The sequence below is a fragment of the Halorubrum xinjiangense genome (assembly GCF_049604745.1).
Classification (GTDB): Archaea; Halobacteriota; Halobacteria; order Halobacteriales; family Haloferacaceae; genus Halorubrum; species Halorubrum xinjiangense_A.
Genome location: NZ_CP187140.1, coordinates 2,980,861 through 2,998,564 on the forward strand (window position 1 = coordinate 2,980,861; position 17,704 = coordinate 2,998,564).

General features: G+C 70.0%; 15 protein-coding genes and 1 other RNA gene. 6 read left to right on the forward strand and 10 right to left on the reverse strand.

Features of this window, described 5'->3' with window-relative positions; genetic code table 11:
* Positions 1-14 precede the first annotated feature (14 nt).
* Together ACOZ35_RS16150 and ligA are read right to left on the reverse strand one after the other, a co-directional pair.
* Positions 15-830, reverse strand: a complete 816-nt coding sequence (locus ACOZ35_RS16150; protein ID WP_424014516.1) for a hypothetical protein — start codon at positions 828-830, stop codon at positions 15-17.
* 85 nt (positions 831-915) lie between these two features.
* Complete coding sequence (gene ligA, locus ACOZ35_RS16155; RefSeq protein ID WP_424014517.1) at positions 916-2,775, reverse strand: ATP-dependent DNA ligase LigA; 1,860 nt, start codon at positions 2,773-2,775, stop codon at positions 916-918.
* A 138-nt stretch (positions 2,776-2,913) separates the two neighbouring features.
* On the opposite strand from ligA, the gene ACOZ35_RS16160 reads away from it, so the two are divergent.
* Complete coding sequence (locus ACOZ35_RS16160) at positions 2,914-3,498, forward strand: GNAT family N-acetyltransferase (RefSeq protein WP_424014518.1); 585 nt, start codon at positions 2,914-2,916, stop codon at positions 3,496-3,498.
* Positions 3,499-3,936: 438 nt separating this feature from the next.
* On the opposite strand, the gene ffs is transcribed toward ACOZ35_RS16160, so the two are convergent.
* Together ffs and ACOZ35_RS16170 are read right to left on the reverse strand one after the other, a co-directional pair.
* Positions 3,937-4,248, reverse strand: an RNA gene (gene ffs / locus ACOZ35_RS16165) — signal recognition particle sRNA.
* Between the two features lie 70 nt (positions 4,249-4,318).
* A complete protein-coding gene (locus tag ACOZ35_RS16170) occupies positions 4,319-4,732 on the reverse strand; it encodes a DUF7548 family protein (RefSeq protein WP_424014519.1) in 414 nt (137 codons plus the stop codon).
* Positions 4,733-4,870: 138 nt separating this feature from the next.
* Between ACOZ35_RS16170 and ACOZ35_RS16175 the strand changes: the two genes are divergently transcribed.
* Positions 4,871-5,329, forward strand: coding sequence for a hypothetical protein (locus ACOZ35_RS16175; RefSeq protein ID WP_424014520.1), 459 nt, complete (start codon positions 4,871-4,873; stop codon positions 5,327-5,329).
* Between the two features lie 28 nt (positions 5,330-5,357).
* Here the strand turns inward: ACOZ35_RS16175 and ACOZ35_RS16180 are convergent, their stop codons facing one another.
* On the reverse strand, positions 5,358-6,383 hold the full coding sequence (locus ACOZ35_RS16180; protein WP_424014521.1) for an aldo/keto reductase: 1,026 nt from the start codon (positions 6,381-6,383) through the stop codon (positions 5,358-5,360).
* A gap of 85 nt (positions 6,384-6,468) precedes the next feature.
* Positions 6,469-7,113 carry an FAD-dependent oxidoreductase gene (locus tag ACOZ35_RS16185; protein ID WP_424014522.1) on the reverse strand — a complete coding sequence of 215 codons (645 nt, stop codon included), beginning with the start codon at positions 7,111-7,113 and terminating at the stop codon, positions 6,469-6,471.
* Between the two features lie 388 nt (positions 7,114-7,501).
* Here ACOZ35_RS16185 and ACOZ35_RS16190 point away from each other — a divergent pair, with 388 nt between their 5' ends.
* The 4 genes from ACOZ35_RS16190 (at position 7,502) to ACOZ35_RS16205 (ending at position 12,717) form a co-directional block, all read left to right on the forward strand.
* Complete coding sequence (locus tag ACOZ35_RS16190; RefSeq protein WP_424014523.1) at positions 7,502-9,259, forward strand: 2-oxoacid:acceptor oxidoreductase subunit alpha; 1,758 nt, start codon at positions 7,502-7,504, stop codon at positions 9,257-9,259.
* A gap of 3 nt (positions 9,260-9,262) precedes the next feature.
* The gene (locus ACOZ35_RS16195; protein ID WP_424014524.1) at positions 9,263-10,126 is read left to right on the forward strand and encodes a 2-oxoacid:ferredoxin oxidoreductase subunit beta; all 864 of its coding nucleotides are present in this window, start codon (positions 9,263-9,265) and stop codon (positions 10,124-10,126) included.
* A gap of 128 nt (positions 10,127-10,254) precedes the next feature.
* Positions 10,255-11,490: a digeranylgeranylglycerophospholipid reductase gene (locus tag ACOZ35_RS16200; RefSeq protein WP_424014525.1), complete on the forward strand. Its 1,236-nt coding sequence runs from the start codon at positions 10,255-10,257 to the stop codon at positions 11,488-11,490.
* Between the two features lie 63 nt (positions 11,491-11,553).
* On the forward strand, positions 11,554-12,717 hold the full coding sequence (locus ACOZ35_RS16205; protein ID WP_424014526.1) for an acyl-CoA dehydrogenase family protein: 1,164 nt from the start codon (positions 11,554-11,556) through the stop codon (positions 12,715-12,717).
* 45 nt (positions 12,718-12,762) lie between these two features.
* Here ACOZ35_RS16205 and citZ read toward each other — a convergent pair whose 3' ends face one another.
* From citZ to ACOZ35_RS16225, 4 genes are all read right to left on the reverse strand, one after another.
* Positions 12,763-13,908: a citrate synthase gene (gene citZ / locus ACOZ35_RS16210; RefSeq protein ID WP_424014527.1), complete on the reverse strand. Its 1,146-nt coding sequence runs from the start codon at positions 13,906-13,908 to the stop codon at positions 12,763-12,765.
* Between the two features lie 148 nt (positions 13,909-14,056).
* Positions 14,057-15,946 (reverse strand): PINc/VapC family ATPase, encoded by a 1,890-nt coding sequence (locus tag ACOZ35_RS16215; protein ID WP_424014528.1) that lies wholly within the window; start codon positions 15,944-15,946, stop codon positions 14,057-14,059.
* Positions 15,947-16,065: 119 nt separating this feature from the next.
* Complete coding sequence (locus ACOZ35_RS16220; RefSeq protein ID WP_424014529.1) at positions 16,066-16,794, reverse strand: type 1 glutamine amidotransferase; 729 nt, start codon at positions 16,792-16,794, stop codon at positions 16,066-16,068.
* Between the two features lie 96 nt (positions 16,795-16,890).
* Complete coding sequence (locus tag ACOZ35_RS16225; RefSeq protein WP_424014530.1) at positions 16,891-17,694, reverse strand: alpha/beta fold hydrolase; 804 nt, start codon at positions 17,692-17,694, stop codon at positions 16,891-16,893.
* Positions 17,695-17,704: the final 10 nt, after the last annotated feature.

Here is a 17,704-nt window from a genome sequence, read left to right on the forward strand (position 1 = left end):
CGCCTTGAGGGTGGCTATCGCTCCCCCTCGTCGATCACGGAGAGGTCCCACGCCGCCGCGAGCGCCTCGTCGTCGATCGACCGTCCTAGCGCGTGCTCGGGAACGAGCGGCATCGGGACCGGAACGTACCCGGCCTCGCGCATCGCGCCGAACCCGCCGACCGTCTCGACGACGGTCCCGTCGTCCCCTCGTCGAACGCGGAACCGCTTGTCCGTCGGGTCGCGGCGGTATGCGAACGGGAACGCCGCGTCCGGCGGAGTCTGGAGGCTCTCGACACCCGCGAGGACTGCGACGGGCGCCCCTTCGACCTCGCAGACGAGCCGCGGGACGACCGGTCGCCCCTCGTCGTCGACCGCGGCGGCGTCGACGTCCGAGTGAGCTGTCACCGGGCCGACGGGGGTGTCCGTCTCCCGCCAGCGGAACGTCGGCTCGCCGAGGCCGTCGGCGCGGACGCAGGCGTAGCCGCCGCCCGAGACCGGGATCCGATCGGGGCCGAGGTGGAACGTTCGCCGGCCGTCGGTCCGGTCGGCGAGCAGCGGCGGGTCGGCGAGGAGGTCGCGGACGGCGGCGGCGGTGTCGGCGTCGCGTGCGACGAACAGGACCCGGCGGTCGCGGTCGAGCGCGTGGCCGAGCCGCGAGACGATCACGGTGGGCGTGGCGTCGTCCGCGGCGAGCGGCTCCACCGCGACCCGGTCGTCGCCGCGGGTCGCGACCGCCGGCGGCTCAGCGCCGCTCTCCGGGCGCTCAACCTCGAAGCCGTCGGCCGCGAGCCGGGCGGCGGCCGCGTCGGTGAGGTCGCGTCGCGTCGCGTCGCCGAGCGGACCTGGCATGCGATTACCTACGAGCCGGACCGTGAAGGGGTTTCGCGTGGCGGAACGCCGATGGGGTGGTCGTCGGGCACCGTTACGCGTCGGCTCAGTCGTCGCCGGCGAGCCGACGGACCCGGGCGAGCGAGTCGGCGTCGTCGACCCCCTTGTCCTCGCGCACCCCGACGAAGCGGGGGAACCGGAGGGCGTAGCCGGCCGAGTACGTCGGCGAGGTCTGGATCTCCTCGTAGCCGACCTCAACGACCAGCTCGGGGTCGAACGCGACCTCCGTCCCCGTCTCGTCGACGACGTGCGGCTCCAGCCGCTCGGTGAGGTCCGCAAGCACCTCGTCGGTGATCCCGGTGGCGACCTTCCCGACCGTGGCGTAGCCCGCGGGCGCGAGGTCGTCGGCGTCGCCTTCGGTTTCCTCTGCTCGAACCGCGAGCAGGAACGTGCCGAACAGCTCAGCGCGGCGCCCCTCGCCCCACTCGGCGCCGACGACGACGGCGTCGAGCGTCTCCACGTCCGGCTTGCGCTTCAGCCAGTCGCGCCCGCGGTCGCCGGGGGTGTACGCCGCCGCGGGGTTCTTCAGCATGACCCCCTCGTGGCCCGCGTCGAGGGCGGCCCGCTCCTCGGTCGCGATCGCGTCCGCGTCGGCGGCGAGCGTGAGGTCCGCGGCCGCGTCCGGGAGGACCTCCCGGAGCCGCTCGTGGCGGTCGCGGAGGGGGTCGTCGAGCAGGTCGTCCCCGTCGGCGTGGAGGCAGTCGAAGGCGTGGAGCCGCAGGGAGACGGCCTCGCGCATGCGGTCGACGTCGTGTTTCCGGCGGAACCGCCGCAGGACCTCCTGGAACGGGAGCGGGTCGCCGTCGTCGTCGACCGCAACGACCTCGCCGTCAAGGATGACCGGGGCGTCGACGCGCTCGGCGACGTACTCGACGATCTCCGGGAGCGCCTCAGTCACGTCGTCCATGTTCCGTGAGTAGAGCCGCGGGCCGAGCGCCTCGTTTCCTCCCGGCTCGGCGTCAGCCGGTGCGTAGTGGACCTGGACACGGGCCCCGTCGAACTTCGTCTCGACGGCGACCTCGCCGAAGGAGTCGACCGCGTCGGTCGCGGTGCCCGCCTGCGCGAGCATCGCTTGGACCGGACGCCCCACCCGGAGCGACTCCTCGCGGAGTCCCGCGAGCCCCTCGTCGCGGGCGCGGACCGCGACCCGGCCGTAGTCGTTCGTCACCTGAAGCGCGCGCTCGACGGCCGCGACGGCGTCCTCTGGCGCGGCGAGTCGGGGATCATCGGTCGCGTTCGAGTCGTCCGGTTCGGGGTCGTCGGTCGCGTCCGTGTCGGCGGATTCGGAGTCCTTCTCCGGCGCGAGGAACGCCTCGGCGATCGCGTCGCGGACCGTCCCCTCGCCGACCCCGAGCCGCATCTCGCCGAGGACAAGTCGGGCGAGGAACGCCGCCTCGCTCGGCGAGCAGCGCGTGAACAGCCCGAACAGCGCGTCCCGCTTGCGCGACTCGCTGCCGTCGCCGCTCTCGGCCGCGAGGCCGCGCAGCTCCGCGTCGAGCGCGGCCACCGTGAGCGCGTCGCGGCCGCTCCCGAACGCGGCGAGCCCCCGCTGGCCGCCGAAGTCGTAGTCGGCCGCGACGGCGCCGATCTCGCCGCGCTCCGCGAGGCGGTCCTCGACGTCCGCCGCGGAGACGTTCTGGCCCGCGGCGCGGGCGATCGCCTCGCGGCAGAGCGCGGGGCCGACGTCGAGGGTTCGGGTGTCGTGGGCGGGGAAGACGCGGCCGAGGAGGAACCGGACGACGACGGGGAGGCCGTCGGTCGACCCGTCGGCCTCGGCGCCGTCGTCCTCGGCACTGTGGCCGGCGCCGGCGTCCGCGAGCAGGTCGGCGACCGCGAGCGTCGTCTCGATGTCGCCGTCGTTCGCGGCCACCCGTTCCGCCCGTTCCGCCAGCGCGGCGAATTCCATACGCGTCCGGTCGGCGGCCGGAGGGCAAAAGCGGCCCGCCTCGGGGGCGCGAACCGATCCGCGCCGGCGTCGGAGTCGGGAGACGCGGGAGGGGCCGCCGGGGAACCGCTTTTCACCTCCGGTCTCGTACGGCTCTCTATGTACGTCCGCGACGCCAAAAACCGTGACGAGGCGTGGTTGTTGGACGCGATCGAGCAGCTCGGGCTCGACGACGTCGCCTTCCGGTCACGGGACTACGTGATCGCGGTCGACGAGGAGTCCGGCGACCGGGCCGGGTTCGGGCGGCTCCGCCTCCACCGCGGCGACGAAGACGAGGCGAACCGGATCGAGCTCACCGGCATCGGCGTTCTCCCCGAGTGGCGGCACCGCGGAGTCGGGGCGCACGTCGTCGAGCGCCTCGTCGACACCGCGGCGGCGGACGGGTTCGAGACGGTGTACGTGCTCACCGACCAGCCGGAGTACCTCGCGCAGTTCGGCTTCGAGCGCGTCGACACCGACGACCTCCCGCCCGCGCTCTCCGACCGCCTCACCGAGAAGCGGGAGTTCCTCGGCGGCGGCGTCGTCGGCCTCGAACTGGCCGTCGACGAGTTCGAGATGCCGAACAGCCTCCGGAAGGCGTTCAAAGACGCCGAGCCGACCGGTGACGACGAGCCGGAGGAGTCCGCCGAGGACTTCGGGATCGATCCGGACTCGGCGACCTACAAGTACGACACCGGTCGCTGAATCGCGACAACTGCCTGTTTTCCGCGGTTGCGGTCGGCGCGTGCCTGCGAGCGGCCGCCATCGGCGGCCGCGAGTCAGCACGCGCGAGGGATGCCGCGAGCGCTTTTAAGCGCGAGCGGCGAGGCTGGGGAGGCGTGAGGTGCGGTTGCGGTGCGGGGCGGGACTCGAAGGGGCAGCCGGGAGGACGGCGCAGGCGACGTAAGCACCGGAACAAGGGAGCGAACGGAGTGAGCGACCGAGTGAGGAGCGCAGCGAGCGTGCGCCGTCCTCCCGGCTGGGGCTTCGGCGGTGTTCGTGGCCGATCCGTCGTCGATTATTTATAAGCAGATCTCCGAGCAGACTGCGTTTGTTTATAAGTAGACACTCACGGTGTCGACTCTCTCACCGGCGACGACAACATCGTAGCGTCACCACTCAGCGAATGAAACGAAGTATGAATGGCGGACAGGCGGGGTAGCCCGGCGTTCCGGCACGGGGTATCCCGATTGCCTCCTCCACCCCGCGACCCGACGAGCGACGGGCGTCCGGCGGTGGGCTGCTCGCTTCCGCGCCTGACCCAGTGTCGCCGACGAACCGCGACGGACCGCTCCTGCGAGCGGGCGCCACGGACCGCTGTCCCCGGCGGACGAGGCTTCCACGTTGGCTCTCGGGGCCCGCGCCGGTCTGACCGGACGTGCCCGCTGTTCGGTCCCCGCTAAAGACTGCCTCACGGGTTACGAGCGGGGCCTAACCGCCCGACCTAGTCCGTTCGACAATATTCGGGTGCGGCATAAGGGCCTTTCGTTCGGCGGGCGGCGCCGGACCGGAATCGACGGCGCGGCTACGCCAACAGCTCCCGAGCGTACACCGCGGCGGCGAGCGGGACGGGAATCGACAGCGCGACGACGGCGCGCGCGTGCCACACGAGCCAGAGGTGGTCGCGGAACACCGGGCTCGGCTCGACCGCCAGCGCCCACGTCGCCGCGCTCGCGGTCGTCGCGACCCCGAGGACGACCGCCACGCCCGCGAGCGTCCCGGGGTCGACGTTCCCCTGCTCGACGGAGGCGATGACGACCGCGGAAAGCAGCGCGAACAGCGCGATCCCGGTCCAGCCGACGACGCCGGAGGCGTAGTACGTGGCCAGCTGGTCAGCGTACTCCGGCCCCGAGATGACCGCGTACGGCGCGACGAGCGCGACGACGGTGACGACGGCGGCGGCGATCCCGACGCGACGCGAGACGGCGCGGAGGTCCATACCTGCTCTCGGAACGGAACCGCGGTAAAAGGACCGGATCGGGCGTGCCGGACGAACGCGCGCTTATACTAGAGCCGGACCGGACCGAGCGCGACCCGTTCCCGTAGGGTTTTGCCCCGTCGGCGCCCAATTCCGGGCATGCCACTCAACGTCGACCCGCCGGAGCCCCCCGAACTCGCCGCCGTCGATCCCAACGAGTACGAGGACGCCGAGGTCGCGGGCGGGGAGTACCGCCGCGACGACCTGGAGGCGCTCCTCCGCGAGGGCGCGTGGGAGGACGCGTTCTCGGAGTGGGCCGACACCACCGACATGGACGAGTCCGACTGGAAAATCGCGCTCGACCTCGAACTCGTCTCCCGGTTCGACTTCTTCTGGGACGACTTCGCCGACCGCGTCGGCTACCACGCGCCCGGGCTCCCAGAGGACTGGAAGGAGCGGGACCTCCACCCCGACCTCGACTCGTGGGGGACCGTCTCCGCGATCAACGCGGGGCTCACGGAGCTGGGACAGATCGTCTGCGAGACGCTCAAGGAGGAGTACATCGACTGGGAGGCCGACTTCGACGCGCCGGACGACCTCCCCGACTTCGACGAGTAACGCGGTCCGACTGCGCGGTCTCCGCGGTTTAGTGCCCCCAGAGGTTCCCGTCCGGGTCGTAGCGCGCGTCCATGATCCGGTCCCACTGCGCGTCGGAGAGGTCGAGGTCGGCCGCGGCGACATTCTCGTCGAGCTGGTCGACCGTCCGCGCGCCGACGATGGGAACGCAGGTGAACTCGTCCCACTCGGTGAGCCACGCCAGCGCGACCTGCGCGGGCGTCGCGTCGAGCTCGTCGGCGACCTCGCGGACCGCGTCGAGCACCTTCCAGCCGCGCTCGGAGAGGTAGAACCGCTCGAACCGGTCGTCGAAGCTCGCGCGCGAGCCGTCGGGCGCGATCACCTGCTCGGGGTCGTCGGGGTCGGCGCGCTCGTACTTGCCGGTGAGGAACCCGCCCGCGAGCGGGGAGTACGGACAGACCGCGAGGTCCTGGTCGATACAGACGTCGAGGTACTCGCTCACGTCCTCGTAGTAGCCCGCGTGGTGGAGCGGCTGGACCACGTCGAAGCTCGCGTAGTCGTTGACGTCGGCGGTCCACTGCGCCTTCGTCAGCTGCCAGGCCGCCATCGTCGACGCGCCGAGGTGGTGGACCTTCCCCTCCGCGACCAGCTCGTCGAGCGCGCGCATCGTCTCCTCGATGGGCGTCTCGTCGTCCCAGCGGTGGATGTAGTAAATGTCGAGGTAGTCGGTGTCGAGCCGGTCGAGCGTGCCCTCGATCTGCGCGCGGATGTGTTTCCGGCCGAGCCCCGAGTCGTTGGGGCCCGGCTCGCCGCGCCCGTCGAACGGGAAGTACACCTTCGAGGCGATCACGTAGTCCTCGCGGTCGCGGTCCGCGAGCCACTCGCCGACGTACTCCTCGCTCGTCCCGTGCGGCGACCCGTACACGTTGGCCGTGTCGATGAAGTTGATCCCGCGGTCCGCGGCCGCGTCGAGCAGCTCGTGGGCCTCCTCGCGGCCCGTCTCCACGACGCCGTTCGTCTCGCGCCCGAACCGCCACGTGCCGAAGCAGAGCTCAGAGACGCTGAGCCCGGTGTCGCCGAGTCGTCGATAGTCCATACCCACACCTCTCGGGGGAGTACGTAAAGCGTGGCGGCACCGGCGGGCGAGGCCGGCAGCAGAGCGGTACTCTCGACGACCGCGACTACCCGAAGTTCTCGACCTTCGCGGCGTCGGCGTCGCCGCCCGCAGCGTCGACCGCGGCCTCGGCGTCGGCGACGAGGTCGGCGAACCCGTAGACGAAGACCGTCTCGCCGTCCGCGCCCGTGAGGACGTCGGCGACGGCGTCGGTCAGGGGGTCGTCCGCGTCGAGGAGCCGAAACTCGGCGCCGCGCTCGCGGAGGGAATCGATCCGGTCGGCGTGGGCGACGTCGTCGTCGCGGTAGACGACCGCGGCCTCGGCGCCCTCGTCGAGCGCGCGCTCCGCGATGGCGACCGCGGGGCCGACTCCGGGCCCGCCAGCGATCACGACCGCACGCGGCTCGCCGTCGTAGTGCTGGTCGCCGAACGGCCCCGAGAGCGTCATCTCTGTGCCGGCCTCGGCGTCGGAGAGGAACGCCGAGAACTCGCCGCCCTCGTCGGGGTCGATGCCGACCGTGACCTCGAACGTCTCGCCGACGCGGGGCGACGAGAGGGTGTAGAAGCGCGCGACCGACTCGCCGTCGATCTCGGTGCCGAGCTTCACGAACTGTCCGGGTTCGGCCGCGAACCCGTCGGGCGCGCGGAAGCGGAGGGCGTACGTGTCGGGGCCGACCGCCTCGACCGCCTCGACCGTCGCTGTCGTGTCCATACGTCGGATCGGCGGGGGAGACACAAACCCCTTCCCGTCGGCGTCGGTCCTGCCCGTGTCGAAACCGCTTCCGGCGGCGCGCCCCGACTCGATCGACACGCGCGCGCTCGGGGACACGTACACCATCGTCACATCCCCGCTCTCGCCGACGCGTCCGGGAGGTCCGTTCTCTGCCGAGTACATTCGATGATCGTCGAAAACGGGTCCGACGCGAGGGGTCGATCGTGAGGAATTCGGTGGATGTATGTTCAATTATCTTCGCATAGTGGCCGAATACACCGCTCAGAGCCGACAATATTCGCGAGGACGGACACGTTCGTCCAGAAACACCTCGGTGGCTCCTTCCAGAAGCCTTTTGATGAGTCCGCCGGAACCTTGCCCATAGCACATGGCCGCGGATTTCAACTGGGCTGTCGGCGGAGAGGCCGGCGACGGCATCGACTCGACGGGGAAGATCTTCGCACAGGCGCTTTCCCGCGCGGGTCGGCACGTGTTCACGTCGAAGGACTTCGCATCGCGGATCCGAGGCGGGTACACCGCCTACAAGGTGCGGACCTCCGTCGACAAGGTACAGAGCGTCGTTGACCGACTCGACGTGCTCATCGCGTTGACCCCCCGGACGATCGAGGAGAACCTCGACGAGCTCCACGAGGGGTCGGTGATCATCTACGACGGCGAGCGGACCACGATGCAAGACGTCGAGATCCCCGAGGAGATGATCGGGCTCGACGTGCCGCTCAAGAGCCTGGCCGAAGAGGCCGGCGGCGCCATCATGCGGAACGTCGTCGCGCTCGGCGCAGCGTGTGAGGTCGCCGAGTTCCCCATCGAGAACCTCGACTCCGCCCTCGAAAAGCGCTTCAAGGACAAAGGGCAGAAGCTCGTCGACAACAACAAGGAGGCCGCGCGCGCCGGTCAGTCGTACGTCGCCGACGAGTATGACCACGAGTTCGACTACGACTTAGAGACCACCGACGAGGACTACGTCCTCCTCAACGGCGACGAGGCCATCGGGATGGGCGCCATCGCGGCCGGCTGCCGCTTCTACGCCGGCTACCCGATCACGCCCGCGACCGACGTGATGACGTACCTCACGGGCCGCATCGATCAGTTCGGCGGCCACGTCGTCCAGGCGGAAGACGAGCTGTCCGCGATCAACATGGCACTGGGCGCGGCCCGCGGCGGCGCCCGCGCGATGACGGCGACCTCCGGCCCCGGGATCGACCTGATGACGGAGACGTTCGGGCTCATCGCCACCTCGGAGACGCCGCTCGTCATCTGTAACGTGATGCGTTCGGGCCCCTCGACGGGGATGCCGACGAAACAGGAGCAGGGCGACTTAAACCAGATGCTGTACGGCGGCCACGGCGAGGTGCCGCGGTTCGTCCTCGCGCCGACCACCATCGACGAGTGCTTCTGGAAGACGGTCGAGGCGTTCAACCTCGCCGAGAAGTACCAGCTCCCCGTCTACCTCACCGCCGACCTCTCGATGGCGGTCACCGAGCAGACGTTCTCCCCGGAGACGTTCGACATGGACGAGGTCGAGGTCGACCGCGGCAACGTCGTCGACGAGACGACGATCGACGACCACATGAGCGAGTCGGGCGGCTTCCAGCCCCACGAGATCACCGACGACGGGATCTCGCCGCGGGCGTTCCCCGGCACCGCCGACGGCGCCCACATGTCCACCGGCCTCGAACACGACGAGCAGGGCCGCCGGACGGAGGACACCGACATGCGCGTCGCGCAGGTCGACAAGCGCAACCGGAAGGTGGAGACGGCCCGCGAGCGCGAGGACTGGAGCCCGCGCGAGTTCGGCGACGCGGACGCCGACGACCTCGTGATCACGTGGGGGTCGAACGAGGGTGCGCTCGCCGAGGCGGTCGAGATCCTCGACGAGGAGGGGCAGGACGTGCGGGTCCTCTCGGTCCCGTACATCTTCCCGCGACCGGACCTCTCGGAGGACGTCGAAGCGGCCGAGACGACGGTCGTCGTCGAGTGTAACGAGCAGGGGCAGTTCGCGGACCTCGTCGAGCACGACGTGCTCGAACGGGTCGACCGCGTGAACAAGTACAACGGCGTGCGGTTCAAGGCCGACGAACTCGCAGCGGAGATCAAGTCGACCCTCGCGGCGGGGGCGGAGGCGTAACCAATGAGCTCAGACATTCGATTCACCGACTTCAAGTCCGACAAGCAGCCGACGTGGTGCCCGGGTTGCGGCGACTTCGGGACGATGAACGGGATGATGAAGGCCCTCGCGGAGACGGGGAACGACCCCGACAACACCTTCGTCGTCGCCGGCATCGGCTGTTCCGGCAAGATCGGCACGTACATGCACAGCTACGCGCTCCACGGCGTTCACGGGCGCGCGCTCCCCGTCGGGACCGGCGTCAAGATGGCCCGGCCCGACATCGAAGTGATGGTCGCCGGCGGCGACGGCGACGGCTACTCCATCGGCGCGGGCCACTTCGTCCACGCCGTCCGGCGCAACGTCGACATGACGTACGTCGTGATGGACAACCGCATCTACGGGCTGACGAAGGGACAGGCCTCCCCGACCTCCCGCGAGGACTTCGAGACGTCGACGAGCCCCGAGGGCCCGAAACAGCCCCCGGTGAACCCGCACGCGCTGGCGCTCGCCTCGGGCGCGACGTTCATCGCGCAGTCGTTCTCCTCGGACGCGCTCCGCCACCAGGAGATCATCCAGGAGGCGATCGAACACGACGGGTTCGGCTTCGTCAACGTCTACTCCCCCTGCGTCACCTTCAACGACGTCGACACGTACGACTACTTCCGCGACTCGCTGGTCGATCTGAAAGAGGAGGACCACGACCCGACCTCCCGCGAGGACGCGAAGGACGTCATTCTCGACAACGAGAAGGAACACCAGGGCGTCATCTACAAAGACGAGTCGTCGGTGCCGTACCACGAGCAGCACGGCGTCGACGAGGACATGTCCGTCATCCCGGACGGCGCCCCGGAGAGCGCGACCGACCTCGTCCGCGAGTTCTACTGAGACCGCCCGAGGAGGGCGGGGTAATTCCGACCTCTCTCGACGGCCAAAACCGGCCGAACGGGCGGGTTCGAACGGATTTTTCGGCAAGTTTCAGCAAGCCTAATTAGGAGGGTCCGCAACTGGCGTGTATGGTTGATCGCTACGACGTCGCTATCGCCGGGGCCGGTCCGGCGGGCGCGCAGTGCGCCCGCGACCTGGCGACGCGCGACTACGACGTCGTCGTCTTGGAGACGGAGTCGGAAGACGAGTTCCCGCGACAGAGCAACAAGTCGACGGCGGGCACATTCCCGTCGATGATGTCCTCGTTCGGGATCCCCGACGACGTCGTGATGTCGTACACCGACGACGTCGTGTTGGAGTCGCCCAACGAGTACTACGAGAGCTACCAGCCGGGAGCGGTGTTGGAGTTCGCCGAGTTCAAGCGGTTCCTCGTGGAGGACGGCCGCGACAACGGCGCGGAGTACCGCTTCGACGCGCGGGTCTCGCGGCCGATCCTCGACGACGACGACGTGATCGAGGGGATTCGGTACAACGGCGACGAGGAGGTGTACGCCGACGTCGTGATCGACGCAACCGGGCCGGCCGCGCCGCTCGCGAGCGCGCTCGACGTCGTCGACCTCGAACGCGAGAACCAGGCGATCGGCATCGAGTACGAGATGGAGGGCGTCGAGATGAACCACCCCGAGTACGCGGACCTCCGGCGCGCGATGATGCTGCGCTTGGACCACGACATCGCGCCCGGCGGCTACTCGTGGATCTTCGCGACCGGCGAGGACACCGCGAAGGTGGGGATCTGTTACATCCAGAACGACCGCCACCGGGAGTTCGCCGAGGCGGGCAAGACCGTCGACGGCTACCTCGACGACTGGGTGAGCCGCGACCCCCGCTTCGCCGACGCCGAGAAGATCGGCGGGAAGGTCCACCGCGGCTCCGCGCACATCCAGATGCCCGACGAGATGCACACCGACCGCTTCCTCGCGATCGGTGACACGGTCCCCTCGATTGACCCGCTGTGGGGAGAGGGGATCCACAAGGGGATGAAGTCGGCCCGCGCCGCGGCGGCCACCGTCGACCGCTGTCTCACCGATTCGAAGCGCCGCCTCGACGCGGAGAGCCTCGAGGTGTACGAGCGGCTCTGGCACCGCGACGTGGCTCCGCGGATGAAGGCGCGGCTGATGCTCACGCGGCTGTTGTACCTCGCGCCCAACGAGCGGTACGACCGGTTCATGCGCGACCTCAGTCGAACCGACGACAACACCCTCGAAAAGGCGAACCAGGGCGACAAAAGCGCGATGGCGAAGCTCCTCCACCTCGACGACGCCCCGCTGCTCGCGAAGTTCGGGCGCGAGTGGTTCGATCTCTGAGGCGGCCGAGAGAGCGGCGACGACGTCGAACCGCTTTTGCCGACGCGACGCACACGAACGATCATGCTCGATTACGTGGGACTGGAGGCCGACCTCGACGAGGAGGCGCGGCTGATCCGCGACACCGCTCGCCAGTTCGTTGACGAACGGGTCCGCCCCGACATCGGCGACCACTTCCAAGCGGGGACGTTCCCGACGGACCTGATCGAAGAGATGGGCGAGCTCGGCTTCTACGGCTCGAACCTCGACGGTTACGGGCTGCCGAACGTCTCCGAGACCGCCTACGGCCTCCTGATGCAGGAGCTGGAGGCGTGCGACTCCGGGCTCCGGTCGATGGCCAGCGTCCAGGGGGCGCTCGTCATGTACCCCATCCACGCGTACGGCAGCGACGAACAGAAGGAGCGCTGGCTCCCGGAACTCGGCACCGGCGAGGCGGTGGGCTGTTTCGGCCTGACGGAGCCGGAACACGGGTCGGACCCCTCGGCGATGGAGACGACCGCGGAGCGGGACGGCGACGGCTACGTCCTCGACGGCTCGAAGACGTGGATCACGAACGCTCCCATCGCGGACGTGGCGGTCGTCTGGGCGCGCGACACGTCCGCCGAGGGGAGCCCCGTCCGCGGCTTCCTCGTCGAGACCGACCGCGACGGTGTCACCACCAACGAGATCGACGACAAGCTCTCGCTCCGGGCGTCGATCACCGGCGAGATCAGCCTCCAGAACGTCTCCGTCCCCGAGGAGAACGTTCTCCCCGACGTGAGCGGGATGAAGGGCCCGCTCTCGTGTCTCACGCAGGCGCGCTACGGGATCGCGTGGGGGGCGGTCGGCGCCGCCCGCGACTGCTTCGAGCAGGCCCGGGAGTACGCGCTCGACCGCGACCAGTTCGGCGGCCCGATCGCGCGGTTCCAGCTCCAACAGGAGAAGCTCGCGGAGATGGCGACCGAGATCACGACGAGCCAGCTGCTCGCGCACCGGCTCGCGGAGCTGAAAGAGCGCGGCGACCTCACGCCCCAGCACGTCTCGATGGCGAAGCGCAACAACGTCCGGATGGCCCGCGACCAGTCGCGGGTCGCCCGCGAGATGCTCGGCGGCAACGGGATCACGACCGACTACTCGCCGATGCGCCACATGGCGAACTTCGAGACCGTCTACACCTACGAGGGGACCCACGACATCCACACGCTGGTGCTCGGCGAGGACCTAACCGGGATCGCCGCGTTCGAGTGACGGAGAACCGGCGGAAAAAGGCGGGCGTCCGGCGCTCGCGGCGGTCTATCGCTCGTCGAGGGGGACGAACTCGGAGCCCTCGGGACCGGTGTACCGGGCGCGCGGGCGGATGAGGCGGTTGTCCTCCTGGTACTCGGCGACGTGGGCGATCCAGCCGCCGACGCGGCTCATCGCGAAGATGGGCGTGTACATGTCGACCGGGATGCCGAGCGAGTCGTAGACGGAGCCGGAGTAGAAGTCGACGTTCGGGGCGATCCCCTTCTCGACGAGCCCCTGATCGGTGAGGTACTCCTCGATGGCGGTGGTGTAGTCGAGCCACTTCGTGTCGCCCGACGACTCCGAGAGGTCGCGGAGCTTCTCTTCGAGGATCTTCGCGCGGGGGTCTTTCACCTTGTAGACGCGGTGGCCGAACCCGGGGATGCGTCCGCCGTCGGCGCGGACGTCTTTCACCCACTGAACGGGGTCCTTCGAGGAGGCGTCGATCTCGTGGAGCACCTCCATCACGTCCTGGTTGGCACCGCCGTGGAGCGGGCCGGAGAGCGCGCCGATACCGCCCGTGACGCCGGAGTAGACGTCGGCCATCGTCGAGCCGATCACCATCGCGGTGAACGTGGAGGCGTTGAGCCCGTGGTCGGCGTGGAGCGTGAGCGCCATGTCGAACGTCTCCTCGCTCACGTCGTCCGGCTCGGTCCCGGTGAGCATGTAGAGGAAGTTCCCGGCGTGTGAGAGCTCCGGGTCCGGGGCGACGGGCTCCTCGCCCTGGCGGACGCGCTCGAACGCGGCGAGGACCGTCGGGATCTTCGCCGTGATCCGCCGGCCCTGACGGAGGGTGGCCTCGCCGCCGTCGTCGCTTTCCTCGTCGGGGTCATACGCCGACAGCATCGACGTCGCGGTCCGGAGCGCCGCCATCGGTCGCTCGCCGGCGTCCGCGAGCGCGCGGACCGTCTCGATGACGTCGTCGTTCACCTCGCGCTCCGCCGCGAGGTCGGCGGCGAACGAGTCGAGCTCCGCGGCGGCCGGCAGGGAACCGTGCCACAGCAGGTACAGCACCTCCTCGTAGCTCGCGCCGCGCGCGAGGTCCTCGATGTCGTACCCGCGATACACGAGCTTCCCGACCTCGCCGTCGACGTAGCTCAGATCCGACTCCGCGACGAGGACGCCCTCGAGCCCGCGTTTTAACTCATCGGCCATACCACGTCGTTCCGACCAACGGCAAAAAAGCGTTATCTTTCAGGAGGAATACGATACGTCGATCGTGGTACGCCACCGCGTCGGACGACGACGTGACAGGGTTCGGAAACGTCGGCGTCCGGTCGCGGCGCGGCTGAGTTACCCTCTCTCAGCGCGCCGGGACGACCGTCACCGTCCGGTTCCGGTCGATCGCGTCCTCCAGCTCCTCGGCGATGGCGGAGCCGCGGGAGACCTGGACCTCGCCGCCGCGGCCGACCGTGGCGGTGAAGAGGTACTCGCCGTCGGCGCGCACCTCGACCGTCTCGCCGACGCCGTCGTCGACGTCGATGACGACGTGCCGGGAGGTGATCTCCGGCGCGACCACCGTCCCGCGCTCGGCGCCGACCTGCCCGTCGCCGCGGCCGTTCTCGGCGGCGCCGCCCGCGGCGCCCGCGCCCGACCCGCCCGGCTTCTCATCGTGCGTGCGGACGTCGATGTCGATCCCGAGGCGGTTCTCGATGTCGGCGATGCGGCCGCCGCCCTTCCCGATCACGGTGCCGATGTCGCCCTCGGTGACGTAGACGACCGCCTCGTCGTCGCCGTTGAGCTCCACGTCGACGCGGCCGTGCGCGACCGACTTGATCTCGCGTTCGATCTCCTTTTTCGCGATGCGGCCGACGCCGCTCTCCGTCTCCGCCTCGCCGCCGTTCTCGTCGAGCGGCACCGTGACGACCTGCCGGTTGAACGTGTAGATCTCGTACTCCGGCCGGCCCGTCTCGAAGTTCGACACCTGGATGACCGGGCGCGCGAGGTCCTCCGCCGTCAGTCCAGCGGGCACCTTCACCTCGGTGGTCACGTCGTAGACGGTGTGGACCTCACCGGCCTCGATGTAGACGACGGTGTCGACGATCTGCGGGATCATCCCGAGCTCGACGCGGCCGACGAGCCGCTGGAGCGCGTCGATAGCCCGGGAGGCGTGGACGACGCCGACCATGCCGACGCCGGCCATCCGCATGTCCGAGAACACCTCGAAGTCGTTCGTCTTCCGGACCTCGTCGTAGATGGTGTAGTCGGGCCGAACGAGGAGGAGGGAGTCGGCGGTGTTCTCCATCTCGCCGCCGAGCGCGCCGTACTGGGTGATCTCCGGGCCGACCTGGAGGTCGCGCGGCTTCTCCATCGTCTTCACCGCGTAGTCGCTGTCGTTTAAGAACTCAGCGACCGCCTGCGCGAACGTCGACTTGCCGGCGCCGGGCGACCCCGAGATGAGCACGCCGCGCTTCCGCTCCGTGAACCGGTCGCGCAGCTCGTCGGCGAACTCGTAGTCGTCGAGGGTCGTCTTCGCGATAGGGCGGACCGCGGTGATCTCGATCCCGTCCGCGAAGGGGGGTCGGGCCACCGCGATCCGGTAGTCGCGGAACTGGACGATGTCCATCCCGTCGTCGGAGAGTTCGATGAACCCGTCGCTCGACTGGCGGGCCAGGTCGACGATCGAGTTGGCCCACTCGCGCATCTGTTCCTCGTCGCTCGGCTCGTCGTCGATCTCGACGTAGCGCATCTCGCCGAGCGTCCCGCGCTTCGCCTTCGGAACGGTGTCCGTCTTGAGGTGGACGGACATCGTCTCGTCGGTGAAGAACTCCTGAATCGGGAGGTCGTCGACGACGCCGCGGGCGACGGGCTCGACGTACTCGACGTCGAGGCCCTTCGCGCGGGCGACCTCGGCCTGGACCACGTCGCTGGAGAGCAGCGTCGCGTCGTGGTCGGCGGCGAGGTCGCGGATCAGCGCGTCCACGTCGCCCTCGTGGGCGTTCGAGCGGGCGTCGCCGCTGGCGCGCTCGCCGACGTACCGGAGCTCGATCCGGCCGTCGTCGGCGAAGTCGGCGAGCCGCTTGAGCTCGCTCAGCCCGTCCCAGCCGGATTCGAGCCCGTCGTTCGCCTGCGACTCCAGCTCGCCCACGACCGCCTCGGGGACGAACACGGTGACCGACTCGTAGGTCCCGTCCGCGACGCGTTCGGACACGCGGCCGTCGACGACCGCGCTCGTGTCCGGTACTACGTTCATACAACGGATCGGTCCGGGAACCGTATAAGGGTGTTCGACCGGGGGCGCTCGGTCGTCCGCGGCGGTCGACTCCGCTCAGTCGTTCGTGGTGGTCGCGGCGGTCGCGTCGACGTCGTCGATCAGTCGTCCGCGGCGGCCGCCTCCGCTTCCGCCTCCACCTCGTCGGCCGCCAGCAGCTCGGCGTAGGCGGTGAAGTTCTCGAACAGCGCCTTCGCCTCGCAGGCGGCGTCGTACGCCTCGGGGGTGATCGATTCGAGGACGCCGTCCACGCGGGCGTCGCCGATCTGGTCGCGCTTCCCGTCCGTCACGTCGCGGGCGGTCTCGATGTCGTACTCGGGGTGGAACTGGACGCCCCAGCAGTGCCCGTCGCGGAACGCGTGGACACCGCGGTCGTTCTCGGCGAGCAGCGTCGCAGAGGGCGGGAGCTCGACGACCGCGTCGCCGTGGGTCGTGAAGGCGGTGAACGACTCGTCGATCCCCTCGAACAGCGGGTCGTCGCGCAGGCGGCGGATCTCGTTGTAGCCGATCTCGAACCCGTCCATCCCTGCGACGCGGCCGCCGAGCGCCTCCGCGAGCACCTGGTGGCCGTAACAGACGCCGAGGACCGGGACGCCTGCCTCGGCGGCGTCGGCGACGTAGTCGACGAGCGGCGGGATCCACGCCTCGTCCCAGTAGACCGAGGAGCGGGACCCCGTCACCACGACGCCGTCGAACTCGGTGTGGTCGGGGAGGTCTCCGTCGACCGCGTCGAACTCGACGAGGTCGGCGTCGATCTCCCGGCGGAAGTTCCGACGGGTGTTCGCGCCGTCGTGGGCAGCGTTCAACAGGGCGAACCGGAGGCGAGTCATCGACCGAACGGAGAGGCGAGAGCGACAAAACGGTTGCGGCGTCGGACACGCCGGCCGAGGACGCGGACGCGTGGCGTCGCTTGCGGACCGCCGAGCCTACTCGAAGCTCGCGCTCGCGTGTTCCGCGAGCCAGCCGACGAGCAGGTCGTTGACCGCCGCCGACGCCTCGACCCCGACGAGATGTCGGGCTCCCTCGACGGCGTGGAACTCGCCGCGGGGGAGCCCCTCCGCGAGCGTCTCGCCGGCCGTGACCGGACAGGCGGTGTCGTCGCTCCCGTGGACGACCACGGCCGGCGTCGTGACCTTGAAGAGGCCGTCCGTTAGGTCGAACCCCTCGACCGCGGCGCGGTGCGCCTCGTACGTCTCGCGGTCGGCGTCCTCCGCGAGGCGCCACTCCGCGATCCGCGAGAGCGCGTCCGGGTGCGCCTCGCGGAAGTCGGGCGAGAGCAGCCCGGAGAGCGATCCCTCGACCGCGGCCGGGTCGGCCGGGTCGGCCCAGACGCCGTCGGGATTGTACGCGTCGCCCGCGGGGGGCGTTCCCACTAGGGCGAGACTCGCCGGCCGCGACGAGGTCAGCGCGGCGGTAAGGGCGACCATCCCGCCGAGGCCGTAGCCGACGAGGTGGGCGTTCCGGATCCCCTCGGCCGCGCAGACCGCGTCGAGGTCGGCCGCGAGCGACTCGACCGAGTAGGGACCGGGCGGCGCGTCCGACCGGCCGACGCCGCGCGTCTCGGGCGTGATCACCGTGTACGGTCCCGCCAGCGCGGCGTGTTGCCAGCCGAACTGCCAGGCGCCGAGCCCGACGTCGCCGCAGAAGACGACTGCCTCGTCGGGATCGCCGGCGTCGGGGGCGTCCATCTCGTACCGGATCTCGGTGCCGGCGTTGGTCGCGTAGGGCATATCGAACTCG